The organism is Aequorivita sp. CRS11 (assembly GCF_059693805.1).
This window is the reverse complement of record NZ_JCATIG010000002.1, coordinates 81,324-95,059: the sequence shown is the minus strand read 5'-3', so window position 1 is coordinate 95,059 and position 13,736 is coordinate 81,324. Positions and strand designations below refer to the sequence as shown.

The 13,736-nt window shown below is 39.9% G+C and carries 14 protein-coding genes; 3 read left to right on the top strand and 11 right to left on the bottom strand.

All coding sequences use genetic code 11. From position 1 onward, the window contains the following. Positions 1–188 precede the first annotated feature (188 nt). Positions 189–902 (top strand): LytR/AlgR family response regulator transcription factor, encoded by a 714-nt coding sequence (locus tag AC58DT_RS03505; protein WP_193392790.1) that lies wholly within the window; start codon positions 189–191, stop codon positions 900–902. On the opposite strand, the gene priA is transcribed toward AC58DT_RS03505, so the two are convergent. The 4 genes from priA to nadC form a co-directional block, all read right to left on the bottom strand. Beyond that, entirely contained in the window at positions 899–3,349 is a 2,451-nt protein-coding gene (gene priA / locus AC58DT_RS03500) for a replication restart helicase PriA (RefSeq protein WP_497215427.1), read from the bottom strand. The two genes, AC58DT_RS03505 and priA, sit on opposite strands and share 4 nt — an antisense overlap. Positions 3,350–3,437: 88 nt before the next feature. Next, a complete protein-coding gene (locus AC58DT_RS03495) occupies positions 3,438–3,866 on the bottom strand; it encodes a DUF2147 domain-containing protein (protein WP_497215426.1) in 429 nt (142 codons plus the stop codon). Positions 3,867–3,890: 24 nt separating this feature from the next. Then, complete coding sequence (locus AC58DT_RS03490) at positions 3,891–4,805, bottom strand: YihY/virulence factor BrkB family protein (protein WP_497215425.1); 915 nt, start codon at positions 4,803–4,805, stop codon at positions 3,891–3,893. After that, entirely contained in the window at positions 4,802–5,662 is an 861-nt protein-coding gene (gene nadC, locus AC58DT_RS03485) for a carboxylating nicotinate-nucleotide diphosphorylase (RefSeq protein ID WP_497215424.1), read from the bottom strand. The genes AC58DT_RS03490 and nadC overlap by 4 nt, the downstream gene beginning before the upstream one ends. Positions 5,663–5,760: 98 nt before the next feature. On the opposite strand from nadC, the gene rlmH reads away from it, so the two are divergent. Further along, positions 5,761–6,234: a 23S rRNA (pseudouridine(1915)-N(3))-methyltransferase RlmH gene (gene rlmH / locus AC58DT_RS03480; RefSeq protein WP_045079643.1), complete on the top strand. Its 474-nt coding sequence runs from the start codon at positions 5,761–5,763 to the stop codon at positions 6,232–6,234. A 76-nt stretch (positions 6,235–6,310) separates the two neighbouring features. Here rlmH and AC58DT_RS03475 read toward each other — a convergent pair whose 3' ends face one another. The 3 genes from AC58DT_RS03475 to AC58DT_RS03465 form a co-directional block, all read right to left on the bottom strand. Next, on the bottom strand, positions 6,311–6,619 hold the full coding sequence (locus tag AC58DT_RS03475) for a DUF6122 family protein (RefSeq protein ID WP_045079644.1): 309 nt from the start codon (positions 6,617–6,619) through the stop codon (positions 6,311–6,313). A gap of 9 nt (positions 6,620–6,628) precedes the next feature. Beyond that, the gene (locus tag AC58DT_RS03470) at positions 6,629–7,093 is read right to left on the bottom strand and encodes a DinB family protein (protein WP_497215423.1); all 465 of its coding nucleotides are present in this window, start codon (positions 7,091–7,093) and stop codon (positions 6,629–6,631) included. Positions 7,094–7,184: 91 nt separating this feature from the next. Then, complete coding sequence (locus tag AC58DT_RS03465) at positions 7,185–7,364, bottom strand: hypothetical protein (RefSeq protein WP_497215422.1); 180 nt, start codon at positions 7,362–7,364, stop codon at positions 7,185–7,187. 570 nt (positions 7,365–7,934) lie between these two features. Here AC58DT_RS03465 and AC58DT_RS03460 point away from each other — a divergent pair. Continuing rightward, positions 7,935–8,336, top strand: a complete 402-nt coding sequence (locus tag AC58DT_RS03460; protein ID WP_497215421.1) for a helix-turn-helix transcriptional regulator — start codon at positions 7,935–7,937, stop codon at positions 8,334–8,336. 440 nt (positions 8,337–8,776) lie between these two features. Here AC58DT_RS03460 and AC58DT_RS03455 read toward each other — a convergent pair whose 3' ends face one another. The 4 genes from AC58DT_RS03455 to AC58DT_RS03440 all read right to left on the bottom strand — a co-directional run bounded on the left by AC58DT_RS03455 (position 8,777) and on the right by AC58DT_RS03440 (position 13,618). Continuing rightward, positions 8,777–9,451: a tetratricopeptide repeat protein gene (locus tag AC58DT_RS03455; protein WP_497215420.1), complete on the bottom strand. Its 675-nt coding sequence runs from the start codon at positions 9,449–9,451 to the stop codon at positions 8,777–8,779. A 70-nt stretch (positions 9,452–9,521) separates the two neighbouring features. After that, the gene (locus tag AC58DT_RS03450; RefSeq protein WP_497215419.1) at positions 9,522–10,766 is read right to left on the bottom strand and encodes a DUF6161 domain-containing protein; all 1,245 of its coding nucleotides are present in this window, start codon (positions 10,764–10,766) and stop codon (positions 9,522–9,524) included. 39 nt (positions 10,767–10,805) lie between these two features. Beyond that, positions 10,806–12,971 (bottom strand): methylmalonyl-CoA mutase, encoded by a 2,166-nt coding sequence (scpA, locus tag AC58DT_RS03445; RefSeq protein ID WP_497215418.1) that lies wholly within the window; start codon positions 12,969–12,971, stop codon positions 10,806–10,808. After that, positions 12,971–13,618, bottom strand: a complete 648-nt coding sequence (locus AC58DT_RS03440) for a hypothetical protein (protein WP_497215417.1) — start codon at positions 13,616–13,618, stop codon at positions 12,971–12,973. The genes scpA and AC58DT_RS03440 overlap by 1 nt, the downstream gene beginning before the upstream one ends. Positions 13,619–13,736: the final 118 nt, after the last annotated feature.

The following is a 13,736-nucleotide window of genomic DNA, read 5'->3' as shown; positions in this document are numbered from 1 at the left end:
TAAAACCTTGGCTTTCTGCCAAAGAGGGTGCAAAAATAATACTTTATTTGGTATAATCAAACCTTATTTTGAAATGTCTTCAGAAAAATCAATTTTAGACGAAGTGCGCAATTTTTTCGATTAAAATCAAAAAAAGTTGCATTTCATCGATTATTTGCATATTATTGCCTTACGCAAAACCTACTATTGTGGAGAAAACAATACTTAAATGCGCAATTGTAGATGATTCTACACTGCAGCGGCTTTCCATTGTAAAGCTTATCCAAATGCACCCCTCACTTGAGCTTGTTGGGGAGTATAAAAATGCAATTGAGGCCAAAATGGGTCTCGCTTCCAATGAAATTGACCTCATCTTTCTAGATATAGAAATGCCCATTCTTTCTGGGTTTGATCTTTTAGATGATATCCAGAGAAAACCCCAAGTCATTTTTGTTACAGGAAAAACCAAGTATGCTTTTAAAGCATTTGACTATGATGCCGTTGATTATCTTCGGAAGCCTATTGCCAAGGACAGATTTTTAAATGCCGTTCACAAAGCAATTACCAATTATAAACTTAAGCATGAGGAAGGCTTTGATGATGAAGATTTCATCTTTGTAAAAAGCAACCTAAAAAAGCGAAAAGTTTTTCTTAATGAATTACGTTATATTGAGGCTTTAGGTGATTATGTGAAGCTTGTAACCGAGCACGAATCACTTGTGGTTCTTTCAACAATGAAGGCTTTTCAGGCGCTTCTTCCTAAAGAACGCTTCTTAAGAATACATAAGTCTTATATTGTGAATTTAGACAAGGTGCAACGTTACAACAGCAAAACAATTGAACTGGAGAAAGACCAATTGCCGTTGAGCCGAAATAGAAAATCTGATCTTGTAGAGGCACTGGCAGCAACCCAGAACGCTTAATAATTATCCACATCTATATTTACGCGAACGCTTGAAAATTCTTTAATAGAATTAAAGCTTCGCTGTACGTTATCAATATATTTTTTCGTCTTTTCCAAAGATTGGTTTTTAGGAATTTTCACAAGTATATTCATGATATACTTATTCTTTATTCTTCCCACTGGCGGTGGCTCTGGCCCCAGTATATTTTCTTTAAACTGCAATTCCAAAGCTTGGCCAAACCATAGTGACGCTTTCTGTACACGCGCTAAGTTCTTATCCTTAAAAACTATTTTAATGGTTCGGTAAAAAGGAGGGTATTTATAATTGTAGCGTTCTTCCAGCTGCTCCTTGTACATCGCTTCATAATCGTTAACGCTTACTTGTTTTAATATTTGATGGTACGGATTATATGTTTGTATCAAAACCTTGCCGCGTTTTTGGGTACGCCCTGCCCTGCCCGAAACTTGTTGTAGCAACTGAAAACTGCGTTCGTGCGCACGAAAATCTGGAAAGTTCAAAAGATTATCTGCATTCATTACCCCTACCAAACTTATGTTTCTAAAATCCAAGCCCTTGGCAAGCATTTGTGTGCCTACCAAAATATCAATTTCCTCGTTTTCCAAAGCTTCAATCAATTTGGAATAGGCATGCTTTCCCTTGGTTGTGTCCTGGTCCATCCGCGCCACTTTATGGTTAGGAAACAGTGTTTTTAATTCGGCTTCAATCTGTTCGGTTCCAAAACCTTTAGTGTCCAGTGTTTCGCTACCGCAGGCAATGCAGCTTTTCATCATCGCCATATGATAGCCGCAGTAATGGCAACGTAACTGGTTTTTATACTGGTGAAATGTTAGGCTCACATCACAATTGGGACATTGTGGTGAGATTCCGCAGGTGGTACATTCCACAACGGGCGAAAACCCTCTTCTGTTTTGAAAAAGAATGACCTGCTCGCCATTTTTTAAAACCTCGCGCATTTCTTCCAAAAGCCGGTCACTGAAATGGCCCGTCATTTGTTTCTTACGGGTTTTTTCCTTGATATCGACCAACTCAATATCCGGCATCAACACATTTCCGAAGCGTTTTTTTAAAGTCACCAATCCAAATTTTCCAGATTTTGCGTTGTGGTAACTTTCCAAAGAGGGCGTGGCGGAACCCATCAAAAGTTGGGCTTTTTGAAGATTAGCCAAGACAATTGCACTGTCGCGGGCATTGTAGCGCGGTGCAGGGCTGTATTGTTTGAAAGAAGGTTCGTGTTCCTCATCCACAATAACAAGCCCCAAATTTTTAAAAGGAAGAAATAAGGAAGAGCGCGCGCCAATAACAACTTGCGCTTTTTGTTTTGCTGAAAGCACATTGTTCCAAACCTCAACCCTTTCATTCACTGAAAATTTAGAATGGAATACTGAAATCTTTTCACCAAAATATTTTTGAAGTCGTGTAATAAGTTGTGTAGTTAAAGCAATTTCGGGGAGCATATAAAGCACTTGCTTTCCGGCGGCTATAACCTCTTCGATAAGGCGCACATAGATTTCCGTTTTTCCACTTGAGGTAACGCCATGAAGCAATACTACATCATTTGTTTTGAACGCTGTTTTAATTTCTTGATATGCCTTTGTTTGTTGCTCACTCAACAACTTTATTTCAGAAGAAGCTTCGCCGGAAAATTCCACACGATCGTGCTGAATATAATATTCCTCCAAGATACCTTTATCTATCAAAGCCTTTAGTGTAGCGGCGGATGCTTCACTCTTCTTTTGTAGCGCTACACTGCTGATTGGTTTTTTGACTTGCGTATTCAGCATAAAAAGATGCATAAGCACCTGCCGCTGTTTGTGCGCACGGGTGAGTGAGTCTAAAAGCTCGCGCAATTTTTCTTCGGAAGTATATTTAGGGGCAAGTTTTATGTAGCGCTTCATCTTGGGGACGTATTGCTCATAAACCGTTTCTTCGACCTCGATAATATTTTTATCTAGTAAATTTTGGATAACTGAAACAATATTCTTCCTATCCAAAATGGAACGTGCATCATTTATATGAAGCGATGATTGGTGCTGCAAGGCTTCGTATAAAACGAACTCGTCATCGGTCAACGATTCCTCATCCTGGAAATTTCGAGATGAAAGTTTGATAATGGTTTCACTCTCTAAAAGAAATGCACTGGGCAGGGCCGCTTTAATTACTTCTCCTAAAGAACACATATAATATGCGGCCAGCCATTCCCAATGTTTCAATTGAAGTTGGGTGATAATGGGTTCCTCATCCAAAATATGGTCTATGGATTTTGTTTCGTAACCTACGGGTGGTTGGTCGTGTACCTGATAAACGATGCCCGTGTAAACCTTTGACTTTCCAAAAGGTACGGCCACGCGCATACCCTGCTTTAAAAAAGCAGCTTCATCTTTATTCACACCATAGGTGAAGGCTTGCTTTAATGGAATGGGAAGGATTACGTCTATGAAATACAAGAGTTATTGATTATTGGGGTTATTGGGTTATTGGAAATAAAAAAACCGCCAAAATTGGCGGCTTAAAGATAGTGCTTTTAAAGTTTTATTAATTGACGCGCGTCCAGGTTTGTGTTCTTCCCAAAAGAGAAAAACCTATGTAACCGCGAACATCCAATTTGTTTGGGCCATCAAGTTCTATGTAGCACTTATACACTTTTCCATTGTTGGGATCCATGATGGTACCGTCATTGTATTCATCGCCGTCTTTTTCAAGTCCTTTGATTATTACAAGACCCAGTACCGGTTTGTCCTTATCTTCTCCAGGGCATTTATCGCATTTTACATTTTTTTTAGCGGGATTGAGGATTTCTACGATTTTTCCGTAAACCTTTCCGTTTTGCTTATAGATTTCTACAATGGATTTGGCTTCGCCGGTTTCATCGTCGATGGTTTTCCATTTTCCGGTTACATCCTGCGCCGTGGCAGTTAATATTGTTAAGACAATTAGGGAGCAAGTTAAAAGTATTTTTTTCATCTGTTTAAAAATTTAGGTTTATAGTTAAAGTTTATCTTTTAGCCGCCTTATAGAAACATTCAATTCAAACCCTAGCAGCAATAGGTTTGCGTTTATCCAAATATAGAACATCAAAATTAAAAGTGCACCAATGGAACCGTATAACTCGTTATAATTTGAAAAGTTATTGATGTAAACTCCAAAAAGGTACGTTGTGACAATGAAAAGGACCGTTGTAGTAATGGCTCCCACTGAAAAAAAGCGGGATTCCTTACCTTCTTTGGTTCCAAAATAATACAAAGTAGCAATAACCCCGTAGATCATTATTACAAACACAACAAATTGAAAGAACGAAATCCAGAAAACATCATTGTCTATATAGGCTCTGGACTGAAGGTCATTTATAATGTATTCACCATATAAAATAACCCCTACCGAAGTTAACAACAACAATGCCAAGAAAATAGAAACGATTATTGCAACCAGGTATTGCCTAAAAAAACTGCGGTTTATGGTTACATGAAATGAATGCTCAAAAGCACTAAAGATGGTATTAACGCCATTGGCAGATAAAAAGATAGATAAAAAGAATACAAACGATATTAATCCTGCGCGAGGATTTACCGCAATATCTGCAATTATGGGATAAAAGAATTCAGTGGTTTGGGCAGGCAACAAGGCTTCCATAAAAATCAAAAAGCGGGTTTGGAAACCATCTATGGGAATATAGGGAATTAAGTTTAAGAGAAATAATAGAAAAGGAAATAACGCAAGAAAAAAACTGTAGGCAATGGAACTAGCCCTAAAGGAAAATGTGCCGTTTAAGATTCCGGTGCCGTAAACATCAAGTAAATTATATAGAGAAAACCCACCCATGCCGGGAAGTTTTATCTTTTTACTGAAACGCACCACATCTCGGATTACCGGAATGCTTATATCCTTTTCAGAATCTTCGCTCATTTAACGGCTTTTAAACTCAGGTCCATATTGTGCACAGAGTGTGTTAAAGCGCCACTGGAAATATAATCTACCCCACATTCGGCATATTTTCTGGCGGTCTGCAGCGTGATGCCTCCACTGGACTCGGTTAGGCATTTCCCGTCTATGAGTTTTACCGCTTTGCGGGTATCTTCATAATTGAAATTATCTATCAAAATTCTATACACGCCCTCGGATTGTAATATTTCTCCAATCTCGTCCAGGTTTCGGGCTTCAACTATAATTTTAAGCCCGAGCTGGTTTTCCTTTAAATATTTTTTTGTCTTTTCAATAGCCTTGGTTATTCCGCCACAGAAATCTATGTGATTGTCCTTCAGCATTACCATATCATAAAGTGCAAAGCGGTGGTTCTCCCCGCCGCCAATTTTTACGGCCCACTTTTCCAAGGCTCGGATTCCGGGCGTGGTCTTTCGGGTGTCGAGGATTTTTGTGTTTGTGCCCTCAAGCAGTTTTACGTATTTATTCGTTTTAGTGGCAATGGCGCTCATACGCTGCATGGCGTTCAAGACCAATCTTTCCGACTTTAAGATAGATTGCGAAAGGCCCGAAACGTAAAATGCCACATCGCCATAGTTTACGGGGCTTCCGTCCTTTATTTTAATATCGAGCTCAAGTCCCGGATCTACATATTCAAAAACCTGCCGGGCAAATTCAACGCCGGCAATGATGCCCTCGTCCTTTACCAAAAGTTTGGCGGAGCCCAGCGCATCTTCCGAAATACAGGCCAGCGAACTGTGGTCGCCATCGCCCACATCCTCGCGGATGGCGTTGGCGATGATGATGTCTATTTCTTTGTTGAATTGTTTTTCTGAAATCATAGCAAGGAAATTTCAGCTAAAATAACAAAAAGAGTTGGCAGTATTCAGTTTCAGTAGGCAGTTATGCAAAAACCTTTAAAATCCATTACTTTTGAAATATGAAAATAACACTGCTCGCCATAGGCAAGACCGACAACAAACAACTGCAAAGCCTGATGGATGACTACACCAAGCGCCTTGGGTTTTATATTGCTTTTGAAATGGAAGTGATTCCAGATGTGAAGAATGCGAAGAATCTTTCCGAAGCGCTTCAAAAACAAGCAGAAGGCGATGAAATTCTGAAGCGCACCACTACTGCCGATGTTTTGATTCTGCTTGACGAAAAGGGAAAAACCTATTCTTCGGAAGGGTTTGCACAGTTTCTTCAAAAGAAAATGAATAGCGGGTTAAAGAACCTCATCTTCGTTATTGGTGGTCCGTATGGGTTTAGCGATGCCGTTTATGAACGTGCCAACGGAAAAGTTTCGCTATCCGCAATGACCTTTTCGCACCAAATGGTTCGGCTTTTCTTTATTGAGCAGCTGTATCGCGGGTTTACTATCCTTCGGAATGAGCCGTACCACCATCGGTAGGGATTTGTTTATTCAGGACCTGCCTGCCAGAGGCACAACAGGCAAGTTTGGAATTTGGAATTTGGGATTTGGGATTTCAATTCCATTGGCAATCTATATAGTCCGTAAACATGTGGAATAATAATCCCACAGCTATGATCCTAGTTTTCCTAAAGAATAACAATACCACATATCCTGCCATCGCCCAATAGGTGTGCAACGGGTGGAAGTTGATGCTGCAACGTCCGGGATCGAAAATTGGGGTGGCGAGGAGGTGATCTAAATCTACTAGCATAGTCGCAAGCATAATGAGCCAGGCTTTTTTCCATTGACTTCTGAAAAAAACATAAGCTATAAGGCCGGGAACCAAAAGATGCAACGTATAGTGTACCAGCGTTTGTAGCATCAGATCAGGTTAGGGATTGGTTATTTTTGCCAACAGTACTATCTGCCCCAAATGATAGGCATCGTGCTGGAGAATGCCGTGGATGTGCTGATAATAGGTGAGTTTATTTACCGGATATTTATTGATGAAATCTGCCTCATTAAAGGTGCTAAGGAAATAGAGCCATTCCTTTTGGGTTCTTTCCAAAGTTTCGAGGGTTTGTTGCCACGCTTCTACGGAAGTATCTTTTATCTTTTCTATATAATTGTTTGACGGGGTTTGGATCACTTCGCCCTGTACTCTCTTCAATACGTTTTCACGCCAAGCAATTATGTGGTTTACAATTTCCCAAATAGTGTTGCCGTTTTTTATTGGGCGTTGGGCGGCCTGTTGTGGAGTTATTTGTGAAAGTGTGTCCTGTATGGTAACGTCCAGCCAGGGATGGCCGTGGTATAGGTCTGTGAAAAGGCTTTGTATGCGGTGGGATTCGTTCATAAAAGATTGTTGATTGTTGAATGTTGAATGTAAAGATAGTGAATTGCTTAATTGGTATAAAAAGGAAAACGCCCCTGTGGGAGCGTTTATGTTACGGACAGGTATAGTCTGCCAAATCGTTTCGTAATTTTTCCTCATCGCCGGATTGTTCGCGGTGGAATTTTATAAAATTGGTTGCTTGTTCTAAATCCAACTGTGCTTGGGCATTGTTTGGATCCTGATCTAATTTTGTCTTTGCGGCTTCGCCTTTGCATTTGGCCTTTTTGCCCATTTCGAGGGATTTGTTGTACTGGTCGTTACAGGCAGTTAATGTTGTTTTTGGCTATCATTTAAATATAGAAAATTTTTGGATTCACTACACAGGGCTGGTGCTAGTGGGAATAGAGAAATTATTGCGTTAATATAAGGTATTTTAGAAGTATCTAGGGAGTATCTATGGGGTATAATCGGCATGGAGTCGGCTTGCAGTCGGCATGGAGTCGGCTTACGGTCGGCATGGAGTCGGCTTATGGGAGAGAAAATGTTGCTCATAATGTATAATCCGGGAGCGGATATAGAACAGGGTTATAAATATACAACATTGAAGGGGTGGTTTGCAAGTTTTTTTTAATTGTTTATGGGTTATCTGTTTAATTGTTAAGTAAGTTTGAAACATAAATACACTAGGACGTTAGGGATAAATTATCCTAAATAATAGCTATTTTAGTATTTACTTACACGGGGATTTATTAAAATAAAAGTTAACTTTGGTGGTCACAATAAAAATTTGAAGCCGATATACTTCTTCAAATTCACTGGAGTTGGCAATAGTTATTAGCTTTATTATTGAATTATATCTAATATGGAACAAAAGGTACACGAAGGGCGGAATGTAAAACGTTTTCGCGAAATGCTTGGTATGAAGCAAGAGGCACTTGCCTATGAGCTTGGCGAGGAATGGAACCAGAAGAAAATTTCACTGTTGGAGCAGAAAGAAAGCATTGAAACTGATTTATTGAAAGAAATTTCTGAAGTGCTCCATATTCCGGTTGAAGCTTTTAAGAATTTTGATGAGGAAAAGGCTGTAAATGTAATTTCTAATACTTTTAATGACAATGCTGCGGTTATAAACAATAATCCTACTTTTCACCCCATAGAACAATTAATCAAACTCCACGACGAGAAAATTGCTCTTTATGAGCGCATGCTGAAAGAGAAGGATGAAATGATGACTCGGTTGGAGAGGTTGATTCGGGGGAAATGATTTTTTTGAGGTCACGGGCAGGAAGCTTGCCGTAACGGGGTTGGATGGGTCGCATTGCAAATGCTCAAAGTAGCTGGGCACGCTTTGCAAAAGCGCGCCAGGGAGGATAATGTTTTGCGATGCGGTGTACTTGACATTTAGCTGTGGAATTTGTAATGCAGCCATGGGCGGGGCGTACTGCGTGCCGTAGGAGATGGGAAACTGCATGAGTTCGTAAAAGTTGTCCACGTTTATTACGTGGCCGGTTTCATTTTGTTTTGCCATGATTTTTATGGTTTTAGATTAATATTAAACTAAAATTATGAAATCGGACTTTTATGGAAATACGTGTTTGCACGTATTTTTGGGGGGAGTTTGAGTAGTGAGAAGTGAGTAGTGAGAAGTGAGTAGTGAGTAGTATTAGTAGTAACGGGGGACGCTTTGTAAAAGGGTGGTGGGAATTAAATACACGTTTGTAAACGGTCCTCCAATACTTTTTGATTCTCTTTAAGCTCAGGAAATTTATTCAATTGTGGCTTGATTTTGGAATATAATTGGTTTGCCCGGGAACATTTTTCTTCACTTAAGTACACGCGTACCAAAACATAAGAAGCAAACGTTTTTTCATCATCGTTTTCCGAATGCAAGAGTAGATAGTTTAAAACCTCCTCACTTTTGTTGTACTCTTGTAAATTACAATACGCAATTCCTAAATTTTGGGCAGCGGCAAAGTAGGATGAATCTGATTTAGTCCACGCTTCCTGATAATAATCTAAGGCAAGTTTGTCTTTTCCCCAGTCAAGGTAGAGATTTCCTATATTACATAAAACCACAGGATTTTCAGGCTCTAGCTCTAGAGCTTTAGTAAAGTAACCATCGGCCTTGTGAAGCTCATTTATTTTCACCAGCTCAATTCCTTTTGAATTTAGCCTGCGCGCTTCTTCATTTTTAAAAGTATAATCGCCACTCAAAATATGTAAATCTGTATCATCCTCTCCTTTAAAAACTTCATAGGTTCTTTCATTTGTATTGGCTTTTTCTTCTTCCTTATTTTTGCAGCCCAAAAAAAATAAAACACACACCAGCCCAGCACCTATTGTTATTTTGGGGAGCGTGTTTATATGTTTTTTATCCATACTATTTTATTCAAGGGTGACAAGCCGAGGCTTTTAAATGAGCACGCTTTACAAAAGCGCGCTAGGGGGGTTATTTACCAATGAATTTGGAAATATCATTTGGCATAGTAGGCCCAGAATCTTCTTTTAAAAGTCCAGTATCTGTTCTACTAAATAAAGATTGCATTATCAGTTTTTTATCTTCATCATCTACAGCTGAATCCTTTAATAATGCCAAATAGAAAAAGGTTAATGTATGTCTTTCTTCAGCATCACGAGCGAGATGATAAGAACTAAACATAACCTTAGTAATAGCTCTTATTGTATATGCAATAAGAGAAAGAAGTGCAATAAAAACTAATGTCCATCTTACAATAACGGAAACATTTTGATCAAAAACATGCAAGAATATCCAATCTGGAGCTGTTATTAAAATAATAGCAAGAAATATTCCTGTAATTGCAATAATCCATATTAATATGGTTCTGGCCTTATTTCCATCTCTAAAATATTTTTGGGATTTTATTTGCCAGTATTTAGCTGGCGCCTCTAGTTTTAGCTTTTCTTGATAAAGTTTTTCTAATTCTAATATTTTGGTGGTAGAAGAATTATCAAAATTATTAAAGGTTTCTTTTGAGTTTAAAAACCATTTATCAAATAATTTCTTTTTTTCGTCTTTAAACTCTTCAATTTCTTTTAGATGTTCCGCATAACTATTCTTAGATTTTATAAGGTGTTCATTTAGGTGCGATTCAGTTTCAGAAATGTAGTTTTGGAACTCAGATTTTAAAGAACTTATCGAACGTTTTTCAGCCTCTCTCCTTTTTGTAATCTCTGTATGATCCTTTAATTGATATTCATATGCCAAAATACTTCCAATAAAATTATCTTTCGAATTAAATTCAATATTGCCCATTACATAATTATATGCACCGTGGAAATAGTTTGGATTTTTATTATAAATTTTACTTAGAAAAGACGTTTCAGGACTGTCAAAGGTAAAAATACCTTTGTATTGCCGAAAAGTTGCTTCTTCATTTCGCCATCCACGATCTAAATTATTTTTGTCTGTATTTAAATTACTTTTTACAAATATCTCTAGACGTTTTAGAAGATGTTCAAAATGCTTTAATGAATTATTGAATTCTTTGGGAAGTTCATCTTTAGCTTTTTCATAACCTAAAATTTGATTTTCTAAAAATTTATGAATAGAAGTAACTCCTTTAAGCTCTATGAATAAATTTAAATGCGGATACTTTAAATTTAATTGAATAGACTCAAAATTTTCAGGATTAGAAGATTTTTTAATAATCTCCCTAAATTCTCGGGTTGTCATAATTCATAACTATAATCTTGTTAATAATCTACTAAAAACTCACTCCACTCCCTCAATCAAAACCCCCAACATCTCAATAGCGGCATCGCTAATGCGGGTACCGGGGCCGTAGACCGCTACTGCGCCGGCATCAAAAAGATATTGGTAGTCCTGCGCGGGTATTACGCCGCCCACGATAACCATAATATCTTCGCGGCCGTACTTTTTTAGGGCTTCTATAACCTGCGGTACAAGAGTTTTGTGGCCTGCGGCAAGGGAGGAAACGCCCAGGATGTGTACATCGTTTTCCACGGCCTGTTTGGCTGCTTCGGCTGGGGTTTGGAAGAGTGGGCCTATGTCCACGTCAAAACCTACATCGGCATAGCCTGTGGCTACTACCTTGGCGCCGCGGTCGTGACCGTCCTGCCCCATTTTGGCAATCATAATACGGGGGCGGCGGCCTTCAAGTTCGGCGAACTTGTCTGCCATTTGCCTTGCCTTATCAAAACTTGGGTCCTTTTTCATCTCTTTGCTATATACACCGCTAAAGGAGCGTATCTGTGCCTTATACCTGCCGAATTCCTTTTCCATTGCGGTGGAGATTTCGCCAAGCGTTGCCCTGTGGCGGGCGGCTTCTACGGCTAAAGCTAATAAATTTCCTTCACCTGTCTTTGCACATTCGGTAATATCTGCCAGGGCATTTTCTACCTTTTTGGTGTCGCGGGTGGCTTTTATGCGGTTTAGGCGTTCAATCTGCGAGGTGCGGACTTTTTGGTTGTCCACATCGAGGATTTGCAACGGGTCTTCCTTTTCAAGACGGTATTTGTTTACGCCTACTATTATGTCCTGTCCGCTATCAATACGCGCCTGCTTACGGGCAGAGGCTTCCTCTATGCGCAGTTTGGGGATGCCGGCCTCTATGGCTTTGGTCATGCCGCCGAGTTCTTCTACTTCTTCTATTAACGCCCAAGCTTTGTTGGCGATATCGTTGGTAAGGTTTTCTACATAATAACTTCCCGCCCAAGGATCCACCGTTTTGGTGATTTGTGTTTCAGTTTGAAGGAAAATCTGGGTGTTACGTGCAATTCGTGCAGAGAAATCTGTTGGCAGCGCAATGGCTTCATCCAAAGCGTTTGTATGCAAAGATTGCGTTCCGCCGAAAACTGCTGCTGCGGCTTCAATGGCGGTTCGAGCCACGTTGTTAAATGGGTCTTGTTCTGTTAGGCTCCAACCGCTGGTTTGGCAGTGGGTTCTTAAAGCAAGTGATTTTTCGTCCTTTGGATTGAACTGTTTTACAATCTTTGCCCAAAGCATACGCGCGGCGCGCATTTTAGCGATTTCCATAAAATGGTTCATCCCGATGGCCCAAAAGAAAGAGAGCCGAGGCGCAAAAGTGTCTATATCCATACCCGCTTTTATTCCAGTGCGGATGTACTCTAAACCATCTGCTAAAGTGTAAGCAAGCTCAATGTCTGCAGTAGCTCCCGCTTCCTGCATATGGTAACCGGAGATGGAAATGCTATTGAACTTGGGCATATTCTTGGAAGCAAACTCAAAAATATCACTGATAATTTTCATGGATGGTGTAGGCGGATAAATGTAAGTATTCCGCACCATGAATTCCTTTAGAATATCGTTTTGGATGGTTCCCGTCAAATCTTTAGGCGAAACGCCCTGCTCTTCCGCAGCGACAATATAAAAAGCCATAATGGGAAGCACGGCGCCGTTCATCGTCATGGAGACGCTCATCTTGTCCAGCGGAATTTGGTCGAAAAGGATTTTCATATCCTCAACGCTGTCTATGGCTACGCCCGCCTTGCCCACATCGCCCTCTACTCTTTCATGGTCACTATCGTAGCCTCTGTGCGTTGCAAGATCAAAAGCTACCGAAAGCCCTTTTTGACCTGCGGCGAGGTTACGTCTGTAAAAAGCGTTGCTGTCCTCAGCCGTTGAAAACCCTGCGTATTGGCGGATGGTCCACGGACGACGCACGTACATTGTGGAATAAGGCCCGCGAAGGTTTGGCGCAATTCCGGCTACGAAGTTTAGGTGTTGAAGATTTTTTATGTCTTCCCCAGTGTATTGGTTCTTGATTTCGATTTCCTCGGCGGTTTGAGTGGTTTCTGGTTTCTGGTTTTTGGTTTTTGGTTGACCTGCAGAAACACCCTTCTCAGGTCTTCCGTCTTCCGTCTTTAATTCTAAATGTTGTAAATTTTTTCTGGCCATTATATTTCCAATTTTTCAATGAAAGGGTCAAAGTAAACCCCTACTGGCGTGATGAGCTGATAGGCTATGGTTTTACTATTGCGGCTAATAAAGTATAGGGCATTGTAATACTCAAAGTTCTTTGCCTCGGAAGAAATTTTATAGACGCTTTTGAAGATACAGTTCTTAGGATAACCCACATATTTTGCGGTAATTTTTTCATAGGAAGAACTGGAATCCAAAAGGTTTTCAGTTTGGGTGCGCATCATTCCCAAAAATAACTGGGCATCCCTTTTTGAAATTTCCATATAAGGCATTCCGAATACCAAACAGGTGGAACCTGATTCTTCATCAAAATAAATATACAGCTCTCCGTCCAGATTTGCTTTATGGTTGATGTTCTTTATCTGTGCATTAGCCTCCTCTTCGGGAAGTTTTGTTTTTAGTGTCTGCTGATACTCTGCCATAGAATAGCGCTTAAAGCTGAGCGGAAGAAATATACGCACGCCATTTTCTTCCAAAAAATGATATTCACCTTTAAGTTCCACTTCTGTATTGTCATCCTTTAGTTCCATCCAGTCAACTACCTGTTTACCCACCTCGAAACAAGAAAATAGCGTTGTTGCTATCAATACCGTAAATAAATAGAAGGTTAATCTTTTGATCATAATGCTATAATATACTTGTTTCCAAATAAATTGCGAAGCCAATCATCATTGAGGCTATCGCAAGAAACTGGTTTCAGGTTTCAAGTTGCAGGTTGCTGTTTGCTTCCGGCATCCCGCT

Excerpts from the sequence above, each read along its gene's own strand:
- AC58DT_RS03495 (WP_497215426.1), bottom strand. The coding sequence starts at position 3,866 with ATGAAAAAAATACTTTTAACTTGCTCCCTAATTGTCTTAACAATATTA.
- AC58DT_RS03490 (WP_497215425.1), bottom strand. The coding sequence starts at position 4,805 with ATGAGCGAAGATTCTGAAAAGGATATAAGCATTCCGGTAATCCGAGAT.
- nadC (WP_497215424.1), bottom strand. The coding sequence starts at position 5,662 with ATGATTTCAGAAAAACAATTCAACAAAGAAATAGACATCATCATCGCC.
- rlmH (WP_045079643.1), top strand. The coding sequence starts at position 5,761 with ATGAAAATAACACTGCTCGCCATAGGCAAGACCGACAACAAACAACTG.
- AC58DT_RS03475 (WP_045079644.1), bottom strand. The coding sequence starts at position 6,619 with ATGCTACAAACGCTGGTACACTATACGTTGCATCTTTTGGTTCCCGGC.
- AC58DT_RS03470 (WP_497215423.1), bottom strand. The coding sequence starts at position 7,093 with ATGAACGAATCCCACCGCATACAAAGCCTTTTCACAGACCTATACCAC.
- AC58DT_RS03465 (WP_497215422.1), bottom strand. The coding sequence starts at position 7,364 with ATGGGCAAAAAGGCCAAATGCAAAGGCGAAGCCGCAAAGACAAAATTA.
- AC58DT_RS03460 (WP_497215421.1), top strand. The coding sequence starts at position 7,935 with ATGGAACAAAAGGTACACGAAGGGCGGAATGTAAAACGTTTTCGCGAA.
- AC58DT_RS03455 (WP_497215420.1), bottom strand. The coding sequence starts at position 9,451 with ATGGATAAAAAACATATAAACACGCTCCCCAAAATAACAATAGGTGCT.
- AC58DT_RS03450 (WP_497215419.1), bottom strand. The coding sequence starts at position 10,766 with ATGACAACCCGAGAATTTAGGGAGATTATTAAAAAATCTTCTAATCCT.
- scpA (WP_497215418.1), bottom strand. The coding sequence starts at position 12,971 with ATGGCCAGAAAAAATTTACAACATTTAGAATTAAAGACGGAAGACGGA.
- AC58DT_RS03440 (WP_497215417.1), bottom strand. The coding sequence starts at position 13,618 with ATGATCAAAAGATTAACCTTCTATTTATTTACGGTATTGATAGCAACA.